Below are 25,004 nucleotides of genomic sequence, written 5' to 3'. Positions count from 1 at the left end.
TTTAAAGAAAAAAATACAAAAGATAATTAAATAATGTTTAAATTAAAAAAGAACATATTAATTTTATTTATACTGTTTGTATCTAATTACGCATTTGGAAAAGAAGGAACTTTTTTACCTCCTAAATTGTTATTATCTACTACAAGTTCTTTTAGCGGTTATGTAATTGAAAATGATAATTTTTATGTTATTAGCGCTGATGCCGTGTATCAATTTCGTAATGCGACGCTTGAAAAACTTAACGTTAGACAATATCCGGGAACAATTGTAGATAATTCGCGAAGAGACGGAAGAGATTATGAAAATTTTGATAATAAATTAATAATAAACAAAGATAAATATATTGAGCTTGTTCCCTATTATACCGAACAAGAAAGAGTTGCTAAATTGCATAGAGGTATTGATGTTTCAGACGTTGATAAACTTTTTAAATTGGTTGATAATAGTAATGGAATAAAAAAAATTATTTCAAAAAATTATAGATGTATAGCAGCCGGCAACAACATTTATATAGATTCTCAAAATGAGAAAATATATTTTTATGGATTTGAAATTTCAGGTATAATAGGCAAGCGTACAAAAAAAGATGTTTTAGAAGACGTTATTGGTATATTTGTATGCGATATAAAAACAGAACAATTCTCCAGAGTTAGAGTAGAGAAACGGGATAGTCCATATAGAAAAACTTTTACTGATCCGATAAGAATACCTAATACAAAATATTTAATATATCATACTTTTAGTTTAGGCGGATATCCTGTAGATTCTTCAGAGTTTGCTGTTAAGGAAATTCGCGGAATGGAAGTTTGGATACAAGAAATTCCGCAATGGGAATATTAATAGTGCAAGGATAAATAAATGGTCAAAAGCGATAAGTGGATTATTAAAAACGCGCAAGAGAATAAAATTATAGAACCGTTTGAAGCCGGACAGGTAAAAAAAGTTGACGGGCGCGGCGTTATTTCTTACGGAACTTCCTCATACGGCTACGATATGCGTTTATCCGACGAGTTTATGGTTATTAAATCGGAAGTTGAGCAAAAACAATACAACGCTATGATTGAACAGCCGGTTGTTAGTCATTGCTCAACCTCCCAACTTCCAAACTTCCCAACTTCCGGTTTTATTCTTGACCCGAAAAATTCAAACGATTTATTTGAACCCGTAAAAGTTAAAGATTATATAGTTATACCGCCAAACTCAATAGTGCTTGGAAAAACCATAGAATATTTCAGAATTCCGCGCGATGTTGTAACGATAGCTTTCGGCAAATCCACTTACGCGCGCTGCGGAATTTTTGTAAACGTTACGCCGTTTGAGCCGGAATGGGAAGGCTATGTAACGCTTTCAATAGCAAACACAATAAATTTGCCGGTGAAAGTTTACGCAAACGAAGGCATAGCGCAGGTATTATTTTTAGGCGCAGACGAAGTGTGCGAAATTTCATACGCCGACAGAAAAGGCAAATATCAAGCTCAAAAAACAATAACGCAGGCAAAAATTTAGTATAATATATCGGCTGATACTTAACGACGATTAACTATAAACTTATTTTGGGGTTTTTATGATTTTAATCTTGGATTTCGGTTCGCAATATACCCAGCTTATAGCAAGAAGAATCAGAGAAGAAAAAGTTTATTGCGAAATTTATCCCGGAAATAAACCTTTATCGGAATTTTCGGAACTTAATAATTTAAAAGGTATCATTTTATCCGGCGGTTATGACAGCGTTTATGCAAAAGGAGCGCCGCACCCTGATAAGAAAATTTGGGAGCTTGGCATTCCTGTTTTAGGTATATGTTACGGAATGCAGTTGATAGCAGAGCTTTTGGGCGGCAAAGTTTCTCCGTCAAATAAGAGAGAATTCGGTTTAGCCGAGGTTTCCGTCAATCCTAAATGCGAATTATTAAAAGGGCTAAAAAACAGAGAAACTCTGTGGATGAGCCACGGGGATAAACTTTCCAAACTTCCAAAAGATTTTAAAATTACCGCAAAATCGCCGAATTCGCCTTATGCAGCGATAGAAAATACTAAAAAAAATATATACGGCGTTCAGTTCCACCCCGAAGTTAAACATTCCGTTCACGGTCGTAAAATCCTTCAAAATTTTATTTTTAATATCTGCAAAGAAAAACAAGATTGGACTATGAAGTCTTATATTTCCGAAGAAATTAAAAGAGTGCGCGCGCAGGTTGGCAAGGGCAAGGTTTTGTGCGCATTGTCGGGCGGAGTAGATTCTTCCGTCGCGGCGGTTTTGCTTCATAGAGCGATAGGTAAAAATCTTTTCTGCGTTTATGTTGATCACGGTTTGCAGAAGCTCGGGGAAACAGAAAGAGTCAGAAAAGTTTTTGGTAAAACTTTCGGCAAAAATTTATTTATTGTTGACGCTAAAAAGGTATTTTTGGGCAAACTAAAAGGCGTAACGGACCCTGAAACAAAAAGAAAAATTATAGGTCATACTTTTATAGAAGTTTTTGATAAATACGCAAAACAGCTTAAAGGCATAAATTTTCTTTTGCAGGGAACAATATATCCGGACGTTATAGAAAGCGTTTCAATTAAAGGTTCCAAACAGCCTATTAAAAGCCATCACAACGTCGGCGGACTTCCGGCAAAAATGAAGATGCAGCTTGTGGAGCCTTTAAAATTTTTATTTAAAGACGAAGTTCGTGTTTTGGGAAGAGAACTAAAAATTCCAAACGAAATAATAGACAGGCAGCCTTTCCCGGGTCCGGGACTTGCAATAAGATGTCTCGGAGAAATTACCGACGAGAAATTAAGAATTTTAAAGGAAGCCGACGATATTGTAACGCAGGAAATAATAAAAGCCGGACTTTATGAAAAAATCTGGCAGTCCTTTGCCATAATACTTCCCGTAAAAACAGTAGGCGTTATGGGCGACGCAAGAACTTATGAGCACGTAATAGTTTTGCGCGCCGTAAATTCCGTTGACGCAATGACCGCAGACTGGGTAAAACTGCCTTACGATTTGCTTGGAACGATATCCTCAAGAATTATCAATGAAGTTAAAGGCGCAAACAGAGTTGTTTACGATATTTCAAATAAACCGCCTGCGACAATTGAGTGGGAATAGTTTGAACGGCAAGTAAAAGGTAATAGGTAAAAAATAAAAAATGTCTTCAAGTAATTCTTTGGCAATTTTTGAGAACTTTAAGATACGCAGAGTTTATGATGAGCAGAAAGAAAAGTGGTATTTTTCTGTTATTGATATTGTTATGGTATTAACGCAGCAAGCTGATTATAAAAGGGCTAAAAGTTATTGGAGTACATTAAAAGAGCGTTTAAACAAAGAAGGCAGCCAGTTGGTCACAAATTGTGACCAACTGAAAATGCCGGCAGCTGACGGGAAGTTTTACTGTCAATAATACGGATTTCTTTTACAATAGAATCAAGTAAGGGCTTATGAGAATATTTATTGCTATCGTAATGTTGTTTTTAAGTTTTAATGGACTTGCATGCAAAACTGGCGATGAGAGCGATAAATATGCACTGCTTGCGACTATAGAAAGTTTAAGTAATGTTTCGCTTCTTGAGCAGCCGATAAGTTATGTTGTTAAAAACGGTAAATTTTATGTTGTTGTTTCAAATCCCATAGGGAATACTGCTATTTATCTTTACGAAAATGAAAAACTGATAAAACAAGATACGGATAACGCAGACTTAAGTTTTTTTACCGATTATAAAAATCAAATACTAAGACAGGATTCACTTGTAAAGTTTATAATAAGTGAATATGAATATTTGCTTTATAAAGAGACAAATTATAGTCAATACTCGTTGTTTCATGTAAAAGAAGGCAATGTTGAAAAAGTTCAAGATAATATCGGGAACTTTTGTTATTATGATAAAGAAAAAAGAAAACTTTATTTAACAAACGGTAAAAATTTAATAAGTTATGATGCTGTAACTAAAGAAATAGAAAACTGTAAATTTGGTCTTGAGCGGAGTAAGTATGATTACTATGATTTTGTTCGCGTTGTCGGGACAAATTATTTTATAATAGTTGCGTATTATAACGATAAAAATAGCATAAAAGCAGATATTTTCCTCAAAGAAAGTTTGCTGCCTGAAAAATGTATTGACGAACAAAAGAAAACATTAAGTATTGTTGATAAACGTTTAAAAGAAACAGGATATAATGACACTTTGCCTTATATTAATGCTCAATCTTTGTTTGCGTCTGTCAATATTTTGAAGAATAATATTGAGTTAAAAGATGCTCCTAACGGAGAATCAATAGGGAAACTTTATGAAGGGGCAGTGGTAAATATAGAGTATAAAGAAAAAGACTGGGTTAGAGTTTCAGGCGATGGAGCTGTTGGCTGGATTACAAAGGACAATATAATTTTTGAAAGTTTATTTGATGAAATTTTACATAAGGCTAATAGCGCCGATAAAATCGCGCAGTATATGTGTGCAATGGTTTATAAAAGATTTGATTACAGATCTCCAAAAAGTATAGAAATGTTAGAGTTATCTTCTAAACAAGGATATTTGCCTGCAAAAGGCGAGTTAAGTTTAATGTATTGTAATTTGGGAATAAAAGAGTATAAGACGAAAGCATTGCCGCTGATATCTGAAGTTATAAAAGCCGGATATTTAAAATATGCATACAATTTAGGCAGCATATATTTTGAGGTTTTTAATTTACCTTTAACGTATAGAGATTTGACGCAACTGCTTGCTGATGACGGATATGCAAAAGCGCAAGTCGGACTTGCCGGATATTATTATGGAGAATATATTCGTAACGGCAGATATTCGGTAAATGATAGTCGTGAAGGTTTATTCTGGTTACAAAAAGCTGCAAAGCAAGGAAATGATTTTGCTATAGATATGTTAAATAACGGCGGAACGGGCGCATTTTTTATCGGATAAAACTAATTATATTTTATGAAAAATAATATCAAAATCTTAATTTTGTTTTTTATAGCGGTTGTTATTGCTTCCTGTGCTCGCTCGCAGGGGAAGGGCGGGGCTTTTCATTCTTCAATTCAAATTAAAGGGTCGGACACAATAGTAAATCTTGTGCAGGTTTGGGCTGAGAGATTTGTAGAAGTTAATTCTACATATAATATAGGCGTAACGGGCGGCGGCTCGGGCACGGGGTTTGCGGCGCTTATGAATAAAACGTGCGATATTGCAATGTCTTCGCGGGAAATTGAAAAGAAAGAAACCGTTCTTGCAAAAAGTAAAGACGTGAACCCCCGCGAGTTTATGATAGGGCTTGACGGGCTTGCGATACTTATAAATAAAAATAACCCCGTGGAAAAATTAACTTTACAGCAGCTGCGGGATATTTTTATGGCAAAAATTACAAATTGGAAAGAGGTCGGCGGCGACGATTTGGAAATAGTGATACTGTCAAGAGAAAGCAATTCCGGCACGCATATGTTTTTTAAAGAGCATGTTTTACGTCTCGGCGATAAAAAATCAAACGACGAATTCTCGCCGAAATCTCTTTTAATGCCGTCTTCTCAGGCAATTTACGACGAGGTTTTACAAAACCCGCACGCTTTGGGGTATGTGGGCATGGGTTATATCAACAATAACGTAAAAACAATTTCCGTAGCCGTTAACGCTAAAAGTTCTTACGTTTACCCTAATACGGAAAATGTGATGAGCGGGAAATATCCTATTTCAAGACCTCTGTATCTTTATACCGACGGAGAACCGACGGGCGTTGTTAAAATGTTTATAGATTACGCGCTGTCCGCAGAAGGGCAAAAAATAGTTTTGGAAACAGATTTTGTGCCGGTTAAAACGGCGGAAGGCAAGAAGTTTTGAAGTTTGGAAGCTTAGCGTTTTTGCAGTTGCCAAACTTTTAAGCATCTAAACTTCCAAACTTCATAAATTAAAATGAAAAGAAAAATAATAGACGCAATCATTGAGAAAATAATTTTTGTCTGCGGAATACTTGCAATAGTATTTGTCGTCTTAATTTTCGGATTTCTTTTGAAAGAAGGCTTGGGATTTTTTCAGGATTTCGGAATTATAAAATTTATTGCAGGCAAATTTTGGTATCCAAGTTCGTCGCCGGCGCAGTTTGGAATTCTGCCTCTTATAATGGGCTCGCTGCTTGTTACCGTGGGCGCGTGTGTAATAGCGGTGCCTATAGGCGTAATGGCGGCGCTTTACATATCCGAAATTGCGCCTAAGGGCGTTAAAGATGTTCTTAAATCTATTGTAGAGCTTATGGCGGCTATACCGAGCGTTGTTATAGGTTTTGTTGGGCTTGTAACTTTAGTGCCTCTTGTGAGAACGCTTTTTGATGTTCCTACGGGGCTTACGGCTTTTTCAGGTTCTATAATGCTTGCTTTTATGGCAATGCCGACGATAGTAACTATTTCGGAAGATGCAATACGTTCGGTTCCGTGGTCGTATAAAGAAGGCGCGCTTGCTTTGGGCGCAACCAAATGGCAGACGCTTCGCAGAATAGTTTTGAAAGCGGCAATGCCCGGAATTATTGCCGCGGTAATGCTTGGAATAGGCAGAGTTATCGGCGAAACTATGGCGGTAATGATGATTACCGGAAACGCCGCGCAAATACCGGGTTCTATTTTTGAACCCGTGCGCACAATGACGGCTACAATTGCCGCGGAAATGGGCGAAACTGTTCGCGGGGGAATACATTATAAAGCGCTTTTCGGCATAGGGCTTGTTCTTTTTGTAATAACATTTTTGGTAAATTTCGTGGCGGATTTATTTCTCGGCAAGAGCAAAAATAAATGATAAAACTCAGTCCTAAATTATCACAGAAGCTTTCATACACTTTACTTTTTTGCGCTACTATTCTTGCAATAGTGCCCGTGGTGGTAGTTATTTTTATAATTATTAAAAACGGCGCATCGGCAATAACTTGGGAATTTTTAACATCCATGCCTAAAGACGGAATGAGAGCCGGCGGAATTCTTCCGGCAATACTCGGAACGCTTTCAATAGTTTTATGCGCAATATCCATAACGCTTCCTATAGGAGTGTGCGCGGCGATATATTTAAACGAATATGCAAAAGACAATATGCTTACAAGAATAATAAATCTTGCGATTGTAAATTTGGCGGGCGTTCCGTCGGTGGTTTACGGGCTTTTCGGGTTGGGTATTTTTGTTATGTTTTTAAAACTCGGCGTTTCAATTATTGCCGGCGCTTTAACTTTATCTATAATGGAACTCCCCGTAATAATTACCACTTCGCGAGGGGCTCTCAGAAGCGTTCCGTATTCTTTCAGAGAGGCAAGCCTTTCGCTGGGCGTTAGCCGCTGGCAAACCATAAGGTATATAGTTTTGCCGAATGCGCTTCCGGGAATTTTAACCGGAGCAATACTTAGCATTGCAAGAATTTCCGGCGAAACGGCGCCTATACTTTTTACCGCGGCGGCTTTTTACGTTCCGCATCTTCCGTCGTCGGTGTTTGATCAGGTTATGGCGTTGCCGTATCATTTATATATTATTGCCACGCAAATACCTAACATGCCTAAAAATATAATTTTCGGCACGGCGCTTGTTCTTTTAATGATGGTTCTTACAATGAGTTTAATTGCGATTGTTGCAAGACTTTACTTCCGTAAGAAAAGAAAATGGTAGTAGGAACGGCAATTACTAAAATTACCAATTGCGAATTAACGACGTAAAACAACAGGAATAAAATGGCAGATAAAATAAGAGTAAATAATTTAAGTTGTTTTTATAACGGGAAACAGGTTCTTGAATCGTTAAATATTAACGTTGAAGAAAATGAAATTCTTTCTATTATTGGCCCTGCAAACAGCGGAAAAACAACTTTTTTAAGAACCCTCAACAGAATGAACGATTTTGACGCAAACTATTCCCGCAAGGGCGAGATTTATCTTGACGATAAAAATATTTTTGACATGAATATGGAAAAATTGCGCAAACGCGTGGGAATGCTTTTTGCAATGCCTATTCCTCTGCCAATGTCCATTTATGAAAATATAATTTACGCTCCTAAAAGATTAGGTTTGCTGTCAAGAAAAGCAGACCAAGACGCAATAGTAGAACAAGCGTTAAAAGACGCGTCGCTTTGGAATGAAGTTAAAGACAGACTTGATTCGTCGGCGATGAAACTTTCCGGCGGGCAGCAGCAGCGTCTTTGCATAGCCAGAATTCTTGCCATAAATCCGGAAGTTATTTTGTTTGACGAGCCGTGCTCCGGACTTGACCCTATTTCTACGGCAAAAGTTGAAGAGTCGATGATAGAACTTAAAGAAAGATATACGATAGTTTTAGTTACAAATAACGTTAAGCAGGCGTCGCGCGTTGGCGACAGAACGGCATTTTTCCTGATGGGAAAACTAATAGAGCTCGGCAAAACGGCGGAACTTTTTGTAGCGCCGAAAAATAAGCGGACTGAAGATTACATAACGGGACGTTTCGGGTAAATCCGAAACGCCGAAGTTAAGAAAAATAGAAGTTATGAAATTTAGAAACGGAAAAGATGCAGGAGATAACATTGTCAAAAATTGATATAAAAAATTTCAATCTTTACTATACAAACTTTCACGCGTTGAAAGATATCAATATGTCTATTCAGGAAAAACGCATTACCGCCATGATTGGTCCGTCGGGGTGCGGCAAGTCAACGCTTTTGCGCTCAATGAACAGAATTAACGATACCATTGAAGGCGTACGCACAAGCGGCGAAATTAATATACAGGGCAAAAATATTTATTCGGAAAAAACCGATATAGACAAACTTCGCAGAAACGTAGGCATGGTTTTTCAAAGACCTAATCCGTTTCCTATTTCCGTCTATGAAAATGTTGCGTTCGGTTTAAAAGTAAACAGAATAGAATCTAAAAAAAGCAGCATTGACGCGATTGTTGAAAAAAGCTTAAAAGCGGTTTTGCTTTGGGACGACATTAAAGATAAGCTCAAAAAAAATGCTTTGAGTTTAACGCTTGAGCAGCAGCAGCGTCTTTGCATAGCGCGCGTTATAGCGGTGCGTCCTCAAATTATCTTGCTGGACGAGCCGTGCTCGTCGCTTGACCCTGTTTCAACGCAAAAAATAGAAGAGTTAATGCTTGCGCTTAAAGACAAATACACAATAGTAATAGTAACGCACAACATGCAGCAAGCAGCCAGAATTTCACAAGACACGGCGTTTATGCTTTTAGGCGAACTCATAGAGTTTGATAAGACAGAAAAAATATTCACCAACCCGTCAAAAAAAGAAACGGACGATTACGTATCAGGTAAGTTTGGATAAATATAAAATAATGAAGTTTAGAGGTTTAGCGGTTAAGAAGTTTATAAACTAAAACGGAAATATTCGTTAATCTTCTTGCTTAGCTGCCTAACTTCCTATCTTCTTAACTTCTGTTTCCGGAGGAAACATTATGCGCCATTTTGAAATTGAAATGAACGATTTAAAAAGCCGTCTTGTTGATATGGCGGGGCTTGTCCAGAAGATGATTAAAGAGACTATTGCGCAGCTTGTTGAAAGAAAAGAGAAATCTGCCGCAATAATTCTCGGTTTTGAAAAAGAAGTAAATATAGAAGAAATAGTTATTGACGATACGTGTCTTAAACTTATCGCTTTAAACCAGCCCGTCGGCGCAGATTTAAGATTTATAACGTCGGCAATGAGAATTAACAGCGATTTGGAAAGAATGGCGGACGAAGCCGTAAATATAAGCGAGAAAGCGTCGGATCTTATAAAATACCCGGAACTTAAGCCGCTTATTGATATTCCTAAAATGGCTGATATCGTTACGCAGATGGTTAAAGACTGCATAGAAGCTTTTAATACAAGCGATGCGCATCTTGCAAAAAGCGTTTTGGAAAAAGACGATGAAGTTGATGATTTAAGGGACGTGGTTTTAAAAGATTTGAAAGAGTACATGGTAAAATCTTCCGATCCCGAAACAATTCAACGCGCGGTGGATTTAATTATAATAGCAAGAAGTTTTGAGAGAATAGGCGATCATGCCACAAATATAAGCGAAGATGTTATTTTCATGGTGCACGGAAAAGACATACGTCATCCGAGAACCGTAAATTGCAAATAATAAGACAGGAGAAAATAAAAAAAATGAGTAATCAAGAAGAAAATATTAATCTTCCCTTGGTGCATAAAGGAAAAGTTCGCAATGTTTATGATTTTAACGGCAACTATTTAATAGTCGCTTCCGACAGAATTTCGGCGTTTGACTGGGTTATTCCGACGTTAATTCCAAATAAAGGAAAAGTTTTGCATAAGCTTTCAATGTTTTGGTTTGATTTCGTTAAAGATATTGTTCCAAACCATATAATAACCGGAAATTTTGAAGAGTTTCCGGCGGAACTTAAAAAATACGAATATCTCCGCGACCGCTCAATGATTGTTAAAAAAGCAAACAGAGTTGATATTGAATGCATAATCAGAGGTTATTTGGCGGGCTCCGGCTGGAAAGAGTATCAAAAGTCAAAAACCGTCTGCGGCATTAAACTTCCCGACGGGCTGCAAGAATCTTCAAAACTTCCGCAGCCTATTTTTACGCCGTCAAGCAAAGAAGAAAACGGAAAGCACGATGAGAATATATCTTTTGAAGAAACCGTAAAAAGAACCGGAAAAGATACGGCGGAAAAACTTCAGGAACTTTCAATAAGCCTTTATAAAAAAGTTGCAGACTACGCGTTAACAAAAGGAATAATTCTTGCCGATACAAAACTGGAATTTGGTTTTTACGACGGACATCTTATTTTAATAGACGAAATATTTACGCCGGATTCTTCAAGATTTTGGGAAGTAGAAAAATATGCGCAAGGCGTGTCGCAGGACAGTCTTGATAAACAATACGTCCGCGATTATCTTGAAAAAATTAAGTGGGATAAATCTTCTCCCGCGCCCGAACTTCCAAAAGACATAGTTGAAAAAACTCTTGAGAAATACACAGACGCATACGAAAAACTGACCGGAAGGAAATTCTAATGTTTGAAATAGAAATATCAACGAAAAAAGGGTTTAAAGATTCTCGCGGGGAGCATGTACTTTCCGATATACGAGGGATATCCGTTGCAGGAGTTTCAAAAGTAGCTTATTCGCAGATTTATTTGATAGACGCAGATGTAAACGCCGCCGACGCCAATCTTGCCGCAAGCGAACTTTTGAGCGATAAGATTACCGAAACCTACAGCGTGAAAAGTTTTGTTAACCCCACTGCGAACGAACCTGTTTCCCTCGGGGAACCGTCCGTAATAGAAGTTTGGTATAAAAAGGGCGTTACCGATACCGTTGCGGAAAGCGTTGTTAAGGCGGTTAAAGATTTGGGAATAAAAAAGAGTATTACGGTTAAAACCGGACACAGATATTATTTGTCAGGAAAGCTTTCTAAAAAAACTTTGGATACAATTGCGACAAAGCTTCTTGCAAACACCATAATACAGGATTATAAAGTTAAGTAATTGTAAAAACAAATTTCGTGCCAAACACGGAAATAATAAACGGCGGAAAAATGAAATCTAAAATTAACTGTAATATTATTGAAATCTTAAATTTGTCCGACAATCAGCTTGTTGAACTGAGCAAAAAAAATGTTCTTTCTCTTTCTCTTGAAGAGATGAAATCCGTTCAGAGTTATTTTAAAAAACTTAAAAGAAATCCTACCGACGTTGAACTTGAAACCGTAGCTCAAACATGGAGCGAACACTGCAAACATAAAACTCTTACCGGAGTTATTGAATACAGCGAAGAAAAAAACGGAAAAAAATCAAAAAGAAAATATAACAACCTTTTAAAGGAAACAATTTTTAAAGCCACCGTTGAGCTTAACAAAAAATGGTGCTGGTCTGTTTTCAAAGACAATGCCGGCGTTATAGAATTTGATTCTAAAAACGGCGCGGCGTTTAAAGTGGAAACGCATAATCACCCGTCGGCGCTTGAGCCTTACGGAGGTTCGGCAACGGGCATCGGCGGAGTTATAAGAGATATTTTAGGCGTTGGGCTTGGCGCAAAGCCGCTGGCAAATACCGATGTGTTTTGTTTCGGCAACCCGAACACAAAAGCGTCGCAGGTGCCGGACGGAATGCATCATCCTAAAAGAATTGCAAAAGGCGTTGTGTCGGGCGTGCGCGATTACGGCAACAGAATGGGCATTCCTACGGTAAACGGCGCGGTTTATTTTGACGACGGCTATATGGCAAACCCTTTGGTCTATTGCGGCACAATGGGAATTATTCCTAAAAATATGATTGATAAGCAGGTAAAACCGAAAGATTTGGTTTTGGTTGTCGGCGGAAGAACCGGAAGAGACGGAATTCACGGAGCTACTTTCTCGTCGGTGCAGCTTGATAAAGAATCGGACGTAAGCGCGGTTCAAATAGGCAACCCGATAATAGAAAAAAAAGTTTTAGACACAATGCTTAAAGCCAGAGATTTAAGACTTTACAGAGGCGTTACGGATTGCGGAGCGGGCGGTTTGTCGTCGGCTGTCGGGGAACTTGGCGAAAAAACGGGCGTTCGCGTTGAACTTTCAAAAATTCCTTTAAAATACGAAGGCTTAAGCCCGTGGGAAATTTGGATATCCGAAGCGCAGGAAAGAATGGTTTTTGCAGTGCCCGCTAAAAACAAAAAGAAAATTTTAGAAATATTTAAAAAAGAAAACGTTGAAGCTACGTTTATAGGCGAATTTACAAACGATAAAAAACTTACTCTCACCTATAACGGCGAAGTTGTCGCCGATATGAGCATGGAGTTTTTGCACGACGGAGTTCCAAAACCGACACGTCCGGCGGTTTATAAAATAGTTCAAGAGAAAAAGCAGAAGCCGGTTAAATTTAACGGAGCAAAACTTTTAAAATCTTTAAAAGCCGCGCTTAGCGATTTGAACGTTTGTTCTAAAGAATGGATTATACGTCAATACGATCACGAAGTTCAGGGGCAAACGGTTATAAAACCTCTTCAGGGAAACGGTATTGAAGTTTCCGGCCCCGGCGACGCTGCAGTAATTTGGCCTTACGCGTCCGTCAAGGGAACAAAAAAAGGAATAGTTCTTTCAAACGGTTTAAATCCGCAGTACGGAAAAATTAATACTTATAAAATGGCAGCTTCGGCTATAGAAGAGTCTTTGAGAAATGCCGCCGCTGTCGGAGCAAACATAGACAGAATGTCGGTGCTTGATAATTTCTGCTGGGGAAATCCAAATAAACCGGAAATTCTCGGCAGTTTAGTGCGCGCCGCAAACGCGTGTTACGATATGTCTAAAGCTTTTGACGTTCCGTTTATTTCCGGTAAAGACAGTTTGCATAACGAGTATTCAATAGGCGGTAAAAAATATTCCATACCCCCTGCGCTTTTAATTTCAGCGATGGGCGTTATAGATAATGCGGCAAATACCGTTACAATGCCTTTCAAGCAGAAAGGAAATAAAGTTTTTGTTTTGGGGCTTACAAGAAACGAGCTTGGCGGTTCTGTTTTTGCAAAAATAAATAAAATTTCAGGCGGCATAGTTGCGGATGTTTATCCTAAAGAATCAAGACCGTTAATGAAAAAACTTTATGAAGCTATAAATAAAGGTTTAATTGAAGCCGCTCACGACGCGTCGGAAGGCGGTTTGGCCGTAGCAATAAGCGAAATGGCTTTCTCGTCGCAGCTGGGCGTAAAAATAAATATTAATGCAATAAAAACAGAAGGAACTCTTACCGCGGCGGAAATTTTATTTTCGCAATCCAACGGAAGATTTGTAATTGAAGTTAAACCTGAAAATGAAAAAGCCGCTGCCGCAATATTTAAAGGCAGCTCATTTGCGGAAGTCGGCGTTGTGGGCGCAGATAAAGTAATTTTTGAAAGCGCAAAAGAAAAAGTGAAAATTCAGGCAAAACCGGAAGAACTGCTAAACAGCTGGAAAAATACAATTAATTGGTAGATTAACTATAGGTAATAGGTAAAAAATATGAAAAAAGTTAAGGCGTTGATTTTAAGGACTGCGGGGACAAATTGTGATTTTGAAACTCAGGCTGCTTTTGAGTTGTGCGGAGCGTCTGCGGAAAAGCTCCATGTAAACGAGCTTATAGAAAAAAGAGACAAAATTTTTGAATACGATATTTTAGCTTTTCCGGGCGGGTTTTCTTACGGCGACGACATTGCTTCCGGAAAAATTTTGTCAAATGAAGTGAAAAATAAACTCGGCGAAAAAGTGCAAAAATTTGCTTTAAGCGGAAAACCGGTAATAGGTATTTGCAACGGTTTTCAGGTGTTGGTAAAAATGGGACTTCTTCCCGACTCAAAACTTTTCAAACAAATTTCTACGCTTTCATACAACGATTCGGATAAATTTGAATGCCGCTGGGTTTATTTGAAGACGGAAAAACAAAAAGGAGTAAGTAAATCTCTTTGGGTGCAAAATCTTCCTAACATTATATCTTTGCCTGTAGCGCACGGCGAGGGAAAGTTTATTCCTGCGGATAAAAAACTTCTTGACGATCTTAATAAGAATAATCAAGTTGTTTTCAGATATTCTTCTAAAGACGGAAAAAATCCGAAGTATCCGCTTGATCCCAACGGTTCAACGGAGCAAATTGCAGGAATTTGCAATGCAAAAGGCAATGTTTTCGGGCTTATGCCGCATCCTGAAAGATATGTTTTTGCTCTGCAGCATCCGGGAAAAGAAGGTTTTGACGGCGAGCATGGCTGGGGAAAAATAATATTCCAAAATGCCGTTGATTACATTTAAAACTTACCTAAAATAAAACTAAAATACAATAATAAAACCCGCTTTTTAACTAAGGCGGGTTTTGCTGTTAAAATCAATTGAAATAACAATATAATTTACATTTTTTTATATATTTTGTAGAATAATGCCGTAAAACTACGCCTTTTTGGAGAGTAAATGAAAGTTTTGGTGATAGGTTCAGGCGGCAGAGAACATGCAATTTGCCGGCAGTTTGCACAGAGTTCCAATATTGAAAAAATTTATTGCGCTCCGGGAAACGGCGGAATTGCTTCTGTGGCGCAAAATACAAATATCGGCGTCAGCGAGTTTGAAAAACTTGCGACGTTTGTTAAAGAAAATAATATAGATTTAACTTTTGTCGGTCCCGAAGTTCCTCTTTCCGAGGGAATAGTAGATTTTTTTGAAGCCGAAGGTTTAAAAATAGCAGGGCCTTCAAAAGCCGCGGCTCGTCTTGAAGCAAGCAAAACTTATTCAAAAGAATTCATGCAAAAATATAATGTGCCCACGGCGAAATATGAAAGTTTTTCAAATATAGACGACGCGTTAAAATATCTTGAAAATTGGGAAGAAAATAAAAAAGTCGTAGTAAAAGCGGACGGTCTTGCCGCCGGAAAAGGCGTTTATATGTGCAACGGCAGAGTGGACGCAATAAATGCTGTTAAGCAAATAATGAGCGAAAAAGTTTTAGGCGCCGCCGGCGCAACTGTTGTAATAGAAGAATTTATCAACGGTCAGGAACTTTCATATTTAATTTTTACCGACGGCGTTTCTTACGCAATGATGCCTGCGTCTCAAGATCATAAAAGAGTAAACGATAACGATGAAGGTTTAAACACGGGCGGAATGGGCGCGTATGCTCCGGCTCCGCTTGCGACGGAAAATTTAAATAAAAAAGTTGAAACAAATATTATTCAAAAAGTTATAAAAGGCATTCGGAACGAAAAATTAAATTATAAAGGCGTGCTGTATGTGGGCGTTATAATGAACGGACAAGAGCCTTATGTTTTAGAATTTAACTGCCGCTTCGGCGACCCTGAAACGCAAGCCGTGCTGCCGCTTCTTAAAACAAATTTAACGGATATTTGCGAAGCTCTTTTAAATAAGAAACTTTCGGATATAAAAATTGAATGGAAAAAAGAGTTTGCAGTCTGCGTTGTTTTAGCGTCCGGCGGTTATCCGGGAAGTTTTCAAAAAGGTTTTGAAATCAAAGGTCTTGAAAGTATAACCGATAAAGACACAATAATTTTTCACGCGGGCACAAAAGTTGAAAACGGCAAAGCTGTAACGTCGGGCGGAAGAGTTTTAGGAGTTACTTCAACGGCGGCAGATATAAAAAGCGCAATTGATAAAGTTTATTCGCAGGTAAAACTAATATCTTTTGAAAACATGCATTACCGCAAAGATATTGCGCATAAAGCAATCAGGAGTTAAAAATGGACAACAGAACGGATGTAGCGATAATTGTCGGTTCGGCTTCGGATTTGCCCGTTATAAATGAGACTGTCAAAATGTTGAAAGAATTCGGTTTGGCATACAGCATTAATATTGCTTCCGCTCACAGAACGACGCAGCATTTGAAACAGAGCATTCAAGGCGCAGAGTCTTCCGGCGCAAAAGTTTTTATAACTGCCGCGGGAATGGCGGCGGCGCTGCCCGGAGTTGTAGCTTCGGAAACAATCGTGCCGGTAATAGGCGTGCCGATGGAAGGAAAAAATCTTGCAAGTTTAGACGCGCTTTTTGCAATAGTTCAAATGCCTAAAGGCGTGCCGGTTGCAACTGTTGCGGTTGGCAAAGCCGGAGCGGTAAATGCGGCGGTTCTTGCGGCGCAGATAATAGCGGTTTCAAACGACGCGTTAAAAGAAAAACTTGTTGAATATAAAAAGAAACAGGCGGAGTCTGTGGTAAAAGAAGATTTGAAACTTCAAAAAGACGGAATAGAAAAATACTTGCAGCAACAAGCGGGGAAATAACATTCGCAAGCAGCAGGTTACGGCAAAGGAAAAATAATGTCAGAAATAATTTTAGATTCGCAGGCGTTTCAAAACGCCGTTAAAAAAGTTGCCGGAGATATTTTTAAAGATAATAAAAATATTTCGGAACTTGCCATAGTAGGCGTTCACAACAAAGGCGTATGTATTGCAAAAAGAATTTTGTCCGAGCTTGCAAAACTTGCAAACGTTGGCGAGGCAAGTATTAACTTCGGCACGCTTGATATAACGCTTTACAGAGACGACCTTGACGATTTCGGCGCGGATATGCCCGTTATTAAAGATACTGAAATACCTTTTGACATAAGCCAGAAAAAAATAATTCTCGTTGACGATGTTCTCTACACGGGAAGAACCGTCCGCGCGTCTCTTGACGTGCTTATGGATTTCGGAAGACCGAAATCCATACAGCTTGCCGTGCTTGTTGACAGAGGCCACAGGGAGCTTCCCATAGAGGCCGGATACGCGGGAATAAGGCGCGTTATTGACGGGAAAGTAAAAGTAGAATGTAAAGAAATTGAAGGGGAAGATAAAGTCTTTGTTTTGTAAATAAAATTTTCTCAGGATGAGGGGAAAGCATGTCTCTTAACCGCAAAGATTTGCTTGGTTTGGAACATTTGGACAAAAAAGACTTGCAAACAGTTTTAGATTCGGTCAAACCTTTTAAAAGTCTTTTTACCCGTTCCGTTAAGAAAGCTCCGACGCTTATAGGTAAAACGGTAGTAACCCTTTTTTACGAACCTTCCACAAGAACAAGAACTTCATTTGAAATCGCGGCAAAAAGATTATCTGCAGACGTTGTAAACATCGCCGTAAACGCTTCAAGCGTGGTCAAGGGAGAAAGCCTTATAGACACGGGCAAAACCCTTGAAGCAATGAAAGCGGACTACATAATTATCAGACATTCTCTCGCCGGAGCTCCGGATATTTTGGCAAGAAACCTAAACGCTTCAATAATTAACGCAGGCGACGGTTTCCACGAACACCCCACCCAGGGCTTATTAGACCTTTACACGATGTATGAAAAAAAGAAAAAAATTGAAGGTTTAAAAGTTCTTCTCGTCGGAGATATTCTACATTCAAGAGTTGCAAAATCAAATATTTGGGCGCTTACAAAAATGGGCGCGCAGGTTGCCGTTGCCGGACCTCCTACGCTTATGCCTTCTAAAATTGAAGAGCTCGGCGTAAAAGTTTATTACAATCTTGACGAGGCTATAAAAGAAGCAGATGTAGTAAATATTTTAAGAATACAGCTTGAGCGCCAACAGGAAAATTTGTTTCCGTCGGTGCACGAATATGTTGAGCTTTACCAGCTTACAAAAGATCGTCTCGCAAAAGCAAAACCAAACGTTTTAATAATGCATCCCGGACCGATGAACAGAGGAATAGAAATTTCTTCCGAAGTGGCAGACAGTCCCAATGCCGTAATAAACGAGCAGGTAACAAACGGGATTGCCGTGAGAATGGCGGTCTTATATTTACTAAAACCGAACAAGGCGAGGAAATATGCGTCTTCAAATTAAAAATATCCGAATTGTTGACCCTTCGCAAAAGAAAGATTCTGTCGGCGATATTTTTGCAGAAAACGGGCGGATAGTTTCTAAATTATCCAGCTCGGCGGACAAAGTTATTGACGGAAAAAATAAAATAGCGGTTCCCGGTTTAATAGACGTTCATTCTCATTTGAGAGAGCCCGGGCAGGAAGGGAAAGAAACCATAAAAACCGGAACGCGCGCAGCGGCAAAAGGCGGCATAACAAGCGTTTTATGCATGCCCAACACGAAGCCCGCAATTGATAACGCTCCGACGGTAGAATTTATTTTATTGAAAGCGCAAAAAGAAGGGATTGTAAACGTTTTCCCCGTAGGGTGCGTTACAAAAAGTTCCGCAGGGGAAGAACTTTCCGAAATAGGCGTTTTGAAAAAAGCCGGAATAGTCGCAGTTTCCGACGACGGTTCTCCCGTATCAAACTCTCAAATTATGCGCAGGGCGCTTGAATACACTAAAATGTTTAAGCTTCCGGTAATTTCGCATTCCGAAGATAAAGAGCTCAGTAAAAGCGGCGTTATGAACGAAAGTAAAAATTCCATGATTTTGGGTCTTAGAGGCATACCAAAACAAGCCGAAGAAGTTATGGTTGCCCGCGACATAATGCTTGCGGAACTTACCGGCGGATATCTTCATATAGCGCACGTTTCTACGGCGGGTTCCGTGGAACTTGTGCGTCAGGCAAAAAAGAAAGGAATAAAAGTTACCGCGGAAACTTGCCCGCATTACTTTACTCTTACCGACGACGTTGTCAGAGTTTACGACGCAAATACAAAAATGAACCCTCCGTTGAGAGAAATAAAAGACGTTGAAGCCGTAAAAGTCGGTCTTGCCGACGGAACTATTGACTGTATAGCCACAGACCATGCGCCTCATACTGCGGAAGAAAAAAATAAAGAGTTTGATTTGGCGCCGTTTGGAATTATAGGTTTTGAAACTCTTTTAAGTCTTGTGTTAAACGAACTTGTAGATAAAAAAGTTTTAAGTCTCTCCGGCGCTATAGAAAAAATGACTCACAATCCGGCGTTGATTTTTAACCTTGAAGGCAGAGGGACTCTTAAAGAAGGCGCTATTGCCGACATAACTATAATAGATCCGAAATATTCATATGAGTTTACAAAAGAAAGCATACTTTCAAAAAGCAAAAATTCGCCGTTTATCGGAAGAAAGTTTCAAGGCGGAGCGGCGATTACAATAGTTAACGGAAAAATAGTTTATACGGCAATTAGGGATTAGGAATGATGAATTAGAAATTTACGCAAGCTACGGTCACGCCGTAAGTTAAAAAATATTATGAATAAACGACAAGATAAAACATATAAAATCATATCAAATAAAGAAATCTGCGCAGGATACTTTGAACTTCAAGTAAAAGCCGATGCGGTTATTGTAAAAAACTGTTCCCCGGGACAATTTTTTATGCTCACAATCCCCGGAGTTTTTTTGCGTCGTCCAATAAGCGTTCACGATATTAAAGGAAACATAATTTCTTTTTTATATAAAGTCGTAGGCAAAGGCACAAAAATTCTATCGGAAATAGAATCAGGCGAAATTAATCTTTTAGGGCCGTTAGGCGCCGGCTATCCTTTAATTCCTAATTCCTCATTCTTAATTTCTAATTGCCGTAATATTATCGTTGCCGGCGGCACAGGCATAGCTTCCGTTTACTATCTTGCGGCTAAACTAAAAAACAAAGGAACTTTGTATTACGGCGCCCGCACAAAAAAAGATTTATTGTGTTTAGATAAATTTCAAAAACTCGGCTGGAAAGTTGTTGTTTCCACCGAAGACGGTTCAAAAGGACATAAAGGATTTATAACGGATGTCATTGCGAGGAGGATTGCAAAGCAATCCGACGCGGCAATCCAGACTGTCATATATGTTTGCGGACCTACTCCTATGATGAAAACAGTTCTTAAAATTGCAAAAGAAAAAAATATTTCAGGTTACGCATCTTTGGAAGAAAAAATGGCGTGCGGCGTAGGCAACTGTCAGGGCTGCGCGGTAAAAATAAACGGCAAAACCAAAATGACATGCAAAGACGGTCCCGTATTTAAAATTGAAGAAATTGAATTGTAGCTGTCTGTGGTCAACTCAATGCAGATTGTCATGCTGAAACGAGTTCAGGATAACAGATAAATAGGATATTGAATTAAAATGAAACCAAATTTAAACATAAATTTTGCAGGAATAAAGTTAAAAAATCCCGTGCTTACGGCGTCGGGGACTTTTGGTTATGGCTATGAGCTTGCGGATTTGATTTCTTTAAAAAAGCTCGGCGGTATTGTTACTAAAACTATTACGCTTGAACCAAAACCCGGCAATGCTCAACCGAGAATTGCTGAAGTTGAAGGCGGAATGCTTAACACAATAGGTTTACAAAATATAGGCGTTAAAGCTTTTGTTGAAGAACCTCTTGAGAATTTGAAAAAAATAGGCGTGCCTGTTATTGTAAGCGTTGCCGGCGCCGCGTTAAACGAATATATTGAAACCGTAAAAATATTATCCAAATTTAAAGGCATTGACGGGATAGAACTTAACTTGTCTTGTCCTAATCTAAAAAAGAAAATAGTATGCCACGATTTGCCCTTGATGCAGGATGTTATAAAGGGCGTTAAAAAAGTTTCAAAAGTTCCGGTTATTGCAAAGTTGTCGCCGCTTGTAACGGATATTTCCGAACTTGCTTTAGCCGCGCAAAAATCAGGCGCAGACGCGGTAACGCTTGCAAACACTTATCCTGCCATGGCGATAGACGTGAAAACTTTTAAACCGAAACTTTCTACCGTAAAAGGCGGAATGTCCGGCGCATGCGTAAAGCCGATGTCTGTCAGATGCGTTTACGACGCATATCAAAATATAAAAATCCCGATAATCGGTTGCGGCGGAATAATGACGGGCGAAGACGCTCTTGAATTTCTTCTTGCCGGCGCAACGCTTGTAAGCGTAGGCACGGCAAGTTTGGTTTCTCCGGAAAATTTGATAAAAGTTATTGACGGTATAGAAAACATCTTAAAAGAAAAGAAAGTTAAATCCGTAAAAGAAATAATAGGGTTTTTGAATACAACGCGCAATGCATGTTAGCATAGCGTGTCACCCTGTGTGAAGTTGCGGGGTCTATGATATGCAGTGACAGATAAAAAAATAAAGGGATTATTAGTATGAAGAAAACTATTTTAGCGCTTGACGTTTACAATTTTAAGAAAGCCGAAAAACTTGTTAAAGACACAAGCGAATATATAGATATTTATAAAGTCGGCCCCATACTTTTTTTGCAGTCCGGAAAAGAAATAATCAAGATGATTAAAGACAACGGAAAAGAAATTTTTCTTGATTTAAAATTTCATGATATTCCGGCAACCGTTAAACGTTCCGTAGAATCCGCAAAAGAACTCGGCGTTTACAGTTTAACCGTGCATTCCGTCGGCGGGGAAGAAATGCTTAAGGCTGCGGTGTCTGTGGAAAACAGACCAAAGATTTGGGCGGTAACCGTTTTAACAAGCCAAGCAACTTCGCCTGAAGAAGTAATAAAAAGAGCGAAGCTTTCTAAATTTTGCGGAGTTGACGGGGTTATCTCGTCGCCTCTTGAAATAGCGCTTATAAAAAAAGAATGCGGAAAAGATTTTCAGGTTGTTACTCCGGGAATAAGACCGGCAAAAGTCGACGACGATCAAAAAAGAGTAGCCACTCCGGAGCTTGCGGTAAAAGACGGAGCGGATTTTATAGTTGTAGGCAGACCGATTTTGGAAGCTTCAAACCCTGCGGAAGCGGCGAAAGCTATTTATGAAAGCATAAAGGGATTGTAAAAATAATGAGTTTGTTCGGCAGGTATAAATATAATAACAGTAAGTTTGTATTTTATATAAAAAGCGTCGTCAGATATTTGACTCCGAAATTTGTATGCAATATTTATTATAAACGCATTTTGGCGCGATTAGATAAATACGATCGCGAATATATTTTTGACAGAGTAAATTATTACAATAAACTCGGCGTCGCAAAAATTGACGGAAATATGAAACCTTTGAGCAAATTCAAATATACGGGACAGCGCAACAGCGCTTATTTCTTTGATTCGTACGAATATACAAGATATTTTCAAAAAAATCTTAAAATGGCTTTTAGTTTCGGCGATGTTAACTGGAACGTTGAAACTCCGGCTATAACAAAAAGCCGCCCTCTTGACGACGGCAATATAAATAACGTTCTTTTAAATTTAGATAAATCGCATCACTTTGTTTTTGTTAAAGATAAGAAAAAGTTTGAAGCAAAAAAAAATATGCTTGTCGGAAGATGCGCGGTATGGCAGGCTAACAGAGCGATTTTTTATGAGAAATATTTCGGACATCCCATGTGCGATTTAGGCAAAGTAAACGTCAGCGATTTACATCCCGAGTGGCTTGTAAAAAGAATGACTTACGATGAGCATATGGATTATAAATTTATTTTATGTCTTGAAGGCAACGACGTAGCGAGTAATTTAAAATGGGTAATGTCTTCAAATTCCATAGCGGTAATGCCGAAACCTAAGTATGAAACGTGGTATATGGAAGGGCGCTTAATTGCGAACGTCCACTATATTGAAATAAAACAAGATTATTCAGACTTGCAGGAACGTTTGGAATATTACATGCGCAACACAAGCGAAGCTATTAAAATAGTAGAAAACGCGCACCAATGGGTAAAGCAGTTTAAAGATAAAAAACGCGAAGATTTAATTTCGGTTTTAGTGCTGGAAAAATATTTTAAACAAACAGGACAACTCTCTTAAGGATATTTATATGATAAGAATTGCGGTTTTGGTTTCCGGCGGCGGGTCTAATATGCAGTCTATAATAGATTCTACAAAAAAAGGAATTTTGAAAGGGCTTGCGAAAGTTGCGCTTGTCGTTTCAAATAATGTTACCGCTTATGCCGTGGAGCGCGCCGAAAAAGAAAAAATAAAAGTTTTTTGCATAGAAAGAAATTATTACAGCGACGACAAAACTTATAACGCGGATATTTTGAAAAAACTTAAAGAAGCAGAAGCTGATTTAATTTGTCTTGCCGGATATATGAGAATTATCGGCAAAAATATTTTAGACGCTTATCCGGAAAAAATTTTAAATATTCATCCGGCGCTGCTTCCTAAATACGGCGGGCAGGGAATGTTTGGTCATCACGTGCATGAAGCCGTTGTGTCTGCAAAAGAAACGAAATCCGGCGCAACGGTTCATTTTGCCGACGAAACTTACGATACGGGGAAAATAATTTTACAGCGTGAAGTTGAACTGCTGCCGAAAGATACTTCTCAGGCTGTTGCGAAAAAAGTTTTAGCAATAGAACATCAGATTTATCCCGAAGCTATAAAAAAAGTAATTGAAAATATGGAAAAGGCGGAAAAGTAAATGATTCCAAGATACACAAAGCCGGAAATGGCGGCTATTTGGTCTGACGAAAACAGATTTCAGCAGATGTTAAATGTTGAAATTTTTGCTGCGGAAGCCATGTCTAAGCTTGGCGCGGTTCCTAAAAAAGCGGTTGATACCGTTAAGAAAAAAGCAAAAATAAATGTTGCAAGAATTAACGAGATAGAGCTTACCGTTAAGCACGACGTTATAGCTTTTTTATCTGCGGTTGTTGAAACCACAGGCCCCGCCGGAAGATTTTTGCATTTGGGAATGACGTCTTCCGATGTGCTTGATACCGCCACCGGCGCTCAAATGAGACAGGCGACTATTCTTTTGATAGACGAAACAAAAAAGCTTGCCGTAATACTTGCAAAACTCGCAAAAAAATATAAGATGACGCCGATAATGGGAAGAACTCACGGCGTGCACGCCGAACCAACAACGTTTGGCTTAAAAGTCGCAGGTTGGTACACGGAAATTCAAAGAACGGTTGAAAGATTAAAATTTGCCCTTGAAACCGTAAGTTACGGAAAAATTTCCGGAGCCGTAGGCACCATGGCGCATTTAGACCCTCGGGTAGAAAAATACGTTTGCCAAAAATTAGGATTAAAGCCCGAGCCTGTTTCCACGCAGATAGTTCCCCGCGACAGACACAGCGTTTATTTTTCAACAATAGCGCAGCTTGGCGCGGCGCTTGAAAGAATTGCGGTAGAAATAAGACATTTGCAAAGAACCGAAGTTGCCGAAGCCGAAGAGCCTTTTACAAAAGGTCAGAAAGGTTCTTCCGCAATGCCGCACAAAAGAAACCCGATAATTTCAGAAAATATTTGCGGACTTGCAAGACTTCTCCGCGGATACGCGGTAACTGCGCTTGAAAACTGTGCGTTATGGCACGAGAGAGATATCAGTCATTCCTCCACGGAAAGAATAATGCTTCCCGACGCTTCAACGGTTGCGCATTATATGCTTAAAAGAATGCAGTATCTTTTGGAAGGGCTTAACGTTTACCCTGAAAATATGACGGCAAATCTCAATAAAACAAAAGACGTAATTTTTTCGGGAACTTTGCTTCTTTCTCTTGTTGACAAAGGTCTTTCAAGAGAAGCCGCTTACGCTATGGTGCAGGCTGCGGCATTTGCCGCAAGAGCCGGTAAAGTTTCTCTTGAAGAAGTTTGTTTGAATAGTCCGGATATTAAAAAATATCTTTCCGCCGCAGAAATTAAAAGAGACTGCGATTTAAACCAGCAGTATAAAAATGTAAATTATATTTTTAAAAGAACGTTTAAGAACAAGTAACAAGTAATAAAAACAGCAAGCTGTTTTTGTTTGTTATTTTAAAAGATAAAAAAATAAAAGGGAATATTAGTAAATGTCGGTGTTGAAAAACGCTTA

At 38.8% G+C, this 25,004-nt stretch carries 26 protein-coding genes; all 26 read left to right on the top strand.

All coding sequences use genetic code 11. The annotated features are described in order from the left end of the window. Window positions 1-33: 33 nt before the first annotated feature. The 26 genes from Epro_RS03360 (at window position 34) to purB (ending at window position 24,908) form a co-directional block, all read left to right on the top strand. Window positions 34-840, top strand: coding sequence for a hypothetical protein (locus Epro_RS03360; RefSeq protein WP_052570575.1), 807 nt, complete (start codon window positions 34-36; stop codon window positions 838-840). An 18-nt stretch (window positions 841-858) separates the two neighbouring features. After that, a complete protein-coding gene (gene dcd / locus Epro_RS03355) occupies window positions 859-1,506 on the top strand; it encodes a dCTP deaminase (RefSeq protein WP_052570574.1) in 648 nt (215 codons plus the stop codon). A 58-nt stretch (window positions 1,507-1,564) separates the two neighbouring features. Beyond that, window positions 1,565-3,094, top strand: coding sequence for a glutamine-hydrolyzing GMP synthase (gene guaA, locus Epro_RS03350; RefSeq protein ID WP_052570572.1), 1,530 nt, complete (start codon window positions 1,565-1,567; stop codon window positions 3,092-3,094). A gap of 40 nt (window positions 3,095-3,134) precedes the next feature. Next, on the top strand, window positions 3,135-3,386 hold the full coding sequence (locus tag Epro_RS03345; RefSeq protein WP_052570570.1) for a BRO-N domain-containing protein: 252 nt from the start codon (window positions 3,135-3,137) through the stop codon (window positions 3,384-3,386). A 37-nt stretch (window positions 3,387-3,423) separates the two neighbouring features. Then, window positions 3,424-4,899 (top strand): SH3 domain-containing protein, encoded by a 1,476-nt coding sequence (locus Epro_RS03340; protein ID WP_052570569.1) that lies wholly within the window; start codon window positions 3,424-3,426, stop codon window positions 4,897-4,899. Window positions 4,900-4,914: 15 nt separating this feature from the next. Beyond that, entirely contained in the window at window positions 4,915-5,808 is an 894-nt protein-coding gene (locus tag Epro_RS03335; RefSeq protein WP_052570567.1) for a phosphate ABC transporter substrate-binding protein, read from the top strand. A 72-nt stretch (window positions 5,809-5,880) separates the two neighbouring features. Then, window positions 5,881-6,753 carry a phosphate ABC transporter permease subunit PstC gene (gene pstC, locus Epro_RS03330; protein WP_052570565.1) on the top strand — a complete coding sequence of 291 codons (873 nt, stop codon included), beginning with the start codon at window positions 5,881-5,883 and terminating at the stop codon, window positions 6,751-6,753. Beyond that, complete coding sequence (pstA, locus tag Epro_RS03325) at window positions 6,750-7,604, top strand: phosphate ABC transporter permease PstA (protein ID WP_052570564.1); 855 nt, start codon at window positions 6,750-6,752, stop codon at window positions 7,602-7,604. The genes pstC and pstA overlap by 4 nt, the downstream gene beginning before the upstream one ends. A 62-nt stretch (window positions 7,605-7,666) precedes the next feature. Beyond that, a complete protein-coding gene (locus tag Epro_RS03320) occupies window positions 7,667-8,419 on the top strand; it encodes a phosphate ABC transporter ATP-binding protein (RefSeq protein ID WP_052570562.1) in 753 nt (250 codons plus the stop codon). Between the two features lie 65 nt (window positions 8,420-8,484). Then, the gene (pstB, locus tag Epro_RS03315; protein WP_144412066.1) at window positions 8,485-9,246 is read left to right on the top strand and encodes a phosphate ABC transporter ATP-binding protein PstB; all 762 of its coding nucleotides are present in this window, start codon (window positions 8,485-8,487) and stop codon (window positions 9,244-9,246) included. A 130-nt stretch (window positions 9,247-9,376) separates the two neighbouring features. Next, complete coding sequence (gene phoU / locus Epro_RS03310; RefSeq protein ID WP_052570558.1) at window positions 9,377-10,048, top strand: phosphate signaling complex protein PhoU; 672 nt, start codon at window positions 9,377-9,379, stop codon at window positions 10,046-10,048. 23 nt (window positions 10,049-10,071) lie between these two features. Then, on the top strand, window positions 10,072-10,950 hold the full coding sequence (locus tag Epro_RS03305; protein WP_052571571.1) for a phosphoribosylaminoimidazolesuccinocarboxamide synthase: 879 nt from the start codon (window positions 10,072-10,074) through the stop codon (window positions 10,948-10,950). Beyond that, window positions 10,950-11,423 carry a phosphoribosylformylglycinamidine synthase subunit PurS gene (locus Epro_RS03300; RefSeq protein WP_052570556.1) on the top strand — a complete coding sequence of 158 codons (474 nt, stop codon included), beginning with the start codon at window positions 10,950-10,952 and terminating at the stop codon, window positions 11,421-11,423. Before Epro_RS03305 ends, Epro_RS03300 begins: the two co-directional genes overlap by 1 nt. 50 nt (window positions 11,424-11,473) lie before the next feature. Further along, complete coding sequence (gene purL, locus Epro_RS03295) at window positions 11,474-13,882, top strand: phosphoribosylformylglycinamidine synthase subunit PurL (RefSeq protein WP_144412036.1); 2,409 nt, start codon at window positions 11,474-11,476, stop codon at window positions 13,880-13,882. A 27-nt stretch (window positions 13,883-13,909) separates the two neighbouring features. After that, window positions 13,910-14,689 carry a phosphoribosylformylglycinamidine synthase I gene (gene purQ, locus Epro_RS03290; RefSeq protein ID WP_052570553.1) on the top strand — a complete coding sequence of 260 codons (780 nt, stop codon included), beginning with the start codon at window positions 13,910-13,912 and terminating at the stop codon, window positions 14,687-14,689. A gap of 156 nt (window positions 14,690-14,845) precedes the next feature. After that, complete coding sequence (gene purD / locus Epro_RS03285) at window positions 14,846-16,120, top strand: phosphoribosylamine--glycine ligase (RefSeq protein WP_052570552.1); 1,275 nt, start codon at window positions 14,846-14,848, stop codon at window positions 16,118-16,120. 2 nt (window positions 16,121-16,122) lie between these two features. After that, window positions 16,123-16,659 (top strand): 5-(carboxyamino)imidazole ribonucleotide mutase, encoded by a 537-nt coding sequence (gene purE, locus Epro_RS03280; RefSeq protein ID WP_052570550.1) that lies wholly within the window; start codon window positions 16,123-16,125, stop codon window positions 16,657-16,659. 36 nt (window positions 16,660-16,695) lie between these two features. Continuing rightward, window positions 16,696-17,226, top strand: coding sequence for a bifunctional pyr operon transcriptional regulator/uracil phosphoribosyltransferase PyrR (gene pyrR / locus Epro_RS03275; protein ID WP_052570549.1), 531 nt, complete (start codon window positions 16,696-16,698; stop codon window positions 17,224-17,226). Between the two features lie 29 nt (window positions 17,227-17,255). Continuing rightward, on the top strand, window positions 17,256-18,200 hold the full coding sequence (locus Epro_RS03270) for an aspartate carbamoyltransferase catalytic subunit (protein WP_052570547.1): 945 nt from the start codon (window positions 17,256-17,258) through the stop codon (window positions 18,198-18,200). Then, on the top strand, window positions 18,184-19,461 hold the full coding sequence (locus Epro_RS03265) for a dihydroorotase (RefSeq protein ID WP_052570545.1): 1,278 nt from the start codon (window positions 18,184-18,186) through the stop codon (window positions 19,459-19,461). Before Epro_RS03270 ends, Epro_RS03265 begins: the two co-directional genes overlap by 17 nt. Before the next feature lie 57 nt (window positions 19,462-19,518). Further along, a complete protein-coding gene (locus Epro_RS03260; RefSeq protein ID WP_052570544.1) occupies window positions 19,519-20,304 on the top strand; it encodes a dihydroorotate dehydrogenase electron transfer subunit in 786 nt (261 codons plus the stop codon). Window positions 20,305-20,382: 78 nt separating this feature from the next. Continuing rightward, on the top strand, window positions 20,383-21,306 hold the full coding sequence (locus Epro_RS03255) for a dihydroorotate dehydrogenase (RefSeq protein WP_052570542.1): 924 nt from the start codon (window positions 20,383-20,385) through the stop codon (window positions 21,304-21,306). Window positions 21,307-21,383: 77 nt separating this feature from the next. Beyond that, a complete protein-coding gene (pyrF, locus tag Epro_RS03250; protein ID WP_082121480.1) occupies window positions 21,384-22,028 on the top strand; it encodes an orotidine-5'-phosphate decarboxylase in 645 nt (214 codons plus the stop codon). Between the two features lie 119 nt (window positions 22,029-22,147). Then, window positions 22,148-22,993 (top strand): glycosyl transferase family 90, encoded by an 846-nt coding sequence (locus Epro_RS03245; protein WP_202812884.1) that lies wholly within the window; start codon window positions 22,148-22,150, stop codon window positions 22,991-22,993. A 10-nt stretch (window positions 22,994-23,003) separates the two neighbouring features. Further along, complete coding sequence (gene purN, locus Epro_RS03240) at window positions 23,004-23,609, top strand: phosphoribosylglycinamide formyltransferase (protein WP_052570537.1); 606 nt, start codon at window positions 23,004-23,006, stop codon at window positions 23,607-23,609. Next, window positions 23,610-24,908, top strand: coding sequence for an adenylosuccinate lyase (purB, locus tag Epro_RS03235; RefSeq protein ID WP_052570535.1), 1,299 nt, complete (start codon window positions 23,610-23,612; stop codon window positions 24,906-24,908). It begins immediately after the preceding gene. Window positions 24,909-25,004: the final 96 nt, after the last annotated feature.

The sequence above is a fragment of the Endomicrobium proavitum genome, from assembly GCF_001027545.1.
In the GTDB taxonomy this organism is placed as follows: domain Bacteria; phylum Elusimicrobiota; class Endomicrobiia; order Endomicrobiales; family Endomicrobiaceae; genus Endomicrobium; species Endomicrobium proavitum.
The sequence above is the reverse complement of the archived record's forward strand: the minus strand, read 5'-3'. Positions and strand labels throughout refer to the sequence as shown.

What these genes read in the sequence shown, in the direction of transcription:
- dcd (WP_052570574.1), top strand. Translation starts at nt 859, where the DNA reads ATGGTCAAAAGCGATAAGTGGATTATTAAAAACGCGCAAGAGAATAAA.
- Epro_RS03265 (WP_052570545.1), top strand. Translation starts at nt 18,184, where the DNA reads ATGCGTCTTCAAATTAAAAATATCCGAATTGTTGACCCTTCGCAAAAG.
- Epro_RS03255 (WP_052570542.1), top strand. Translation starts at nt 20,383, where the DNA reads ATGAAACCAAATTTAAACATAAATTTTGCAGGAATAAAGTTAAAAAAT.
- Epro_RS03300 (WP_052570556.1), top strand. Translation starts at nt 10,950, where the DNA reads ATGTTTGAAATAGAAATATCAACGAAAAAAGGGTTTAAAGATTCTCGC.
- purL (WP_144412036.1), top strand. Translation starts at nt 11,474, where the DNA reads ATGAAATCTAAAATTAACTGTAATATTATTGAAATCTTAAATTTGTCC.
- Epro_RS03340 (WP_052570569.1), top strand. Translation starts at nt 3,424, where the DNA reads ATGAGAATATTTATTGCTATCGTAATGTTGTTTTTAAGTTTTAATGGA.
- guaA (WP_052570572.1), top strand. Translation starts at nt 1,565, where the DNA reads ATGATTTTAATCTTGGATTTCGGTTCGCAATATACCCAGCTTATAGCA.
- purE (WP_052570550.1), top strand. Translation starts at nt 16,123, where the DNA reads ATGGACAACAGAACGGATGTAGCGATAATTGTCGGTTCGGCTTCGGAT.
- Epro_RS03270 (WP_052570547.1), top strand. Translation starts at nt 17,256, where the DNA reads ATGTCTCTTAACCGCAAAGATTTGCTTGGTTTGGAACATTTGGACAAA.
- purQ (WP_052570553.1), top strand. Translation starts at nt 13,910, where the DNA reads ATGAAAAAAGTTAAGGCGTTGATTTTAAGGACTGCGGGGACAAATTGT.
- pstC (WP_052570565.1), top strand. Translation starts at nt 5,881, where the DNA reads ATGAAAAGAAAAATAATAGACGCAATCATTGAGAAAATAATTTTTGTC.
- Epro_RS03345 (WP_052570570.1), top strand. Translation starts at nt 3,135, where the DNA reads ATGTCTTCAAGTAATTCTTTGGCAATTTTTGAGAACTTTAAGATACGC.
- Epro_RS03320 (WP_052570562.1), top strand. Translation starts at nt 7,667, where the DNA reads ATGGCAGATAAAATAAGAGTAAATAATTTAAGTTGTTTTTATAACGGG.
- pyrR (WP_052570549.1), top strand. Translation starts at nt 16,696, where the DNA reads ATGTCAGAAATAATTTTAGATTCGCAGGCGTTTCAAAACGCCGTTAAA.
- phoU (WP_052570558.1), top strand. Translation starts at nt 9,377, where the DNA reads ATGCGCCATTTTGAAATTGAAATGAACGATTTAAAAAGCCGTCTTGTT.
- pstA (WP_052570564.1), top strand. Translation starts at nt 6,750, where the DNA reads ATGATAAAACTCAGTCCTAAATTATCACAGAAGCTTTCATACACTTTA.
- Epro_RS03335 (WP_052570567.1), top strand. Translation starts at nt 4,915, where the DNA reads ATGAAAAATAATATCAAAATCTTAATTTTGTTTTTTATAGCGGTTGTT.
- Epro_RS03305 (WP_052571571.1), top strand. Translation starts at nt 10,072, where the DNA reads ATGAGTAATCAAGAAGAAAATATTAATCTTCCCTTGGTGCATAAAGGA.
- purN (WP_052570537.1), top strand. Translation starts at nt 23,004, where the DNA reads ATGATAAGAATTGCGGTTTTGGTTTCCGGCGGCGGGTCTAATATGCAG.
- Epro_RS03260 (WP_052570544.1), top strand. Translation starts at nt 19,519, where the DNA reads ATGAATAAACGACAAGATAAAACATATAAAATCATATCAAATAAAGAA.
- Epro_RS03360 (WP_052570575.1), top strand. Translation starts at nt 34, where the DNA reads ATGTTTAAATTAAAAAAGAACATATTAATTTTATTTATACTGTTTGTA.
- pyrF (WP_082121480.1), top strand. Translation starts at nt 21,384, where the DNA reads ATGAAGAAAACTATTTTAGCGCTTGACGTTTACAATTTTAAGAAAGCC.
- purD (WP_052570552.1), top strand. Translation starts at nt 14,846, where the DNA reads ATGAAAGTTTTGGTGATAGGTTCAGGCGGCAGAGAACATGCAATTTGC.
- purB (WP_052570535.1), top strand. Translation starts at nt 23,610, where the DNA reads ATGATTCCAAGATACACAAAGCCGGAAATGGCGGCTATTTGGTCTGAC.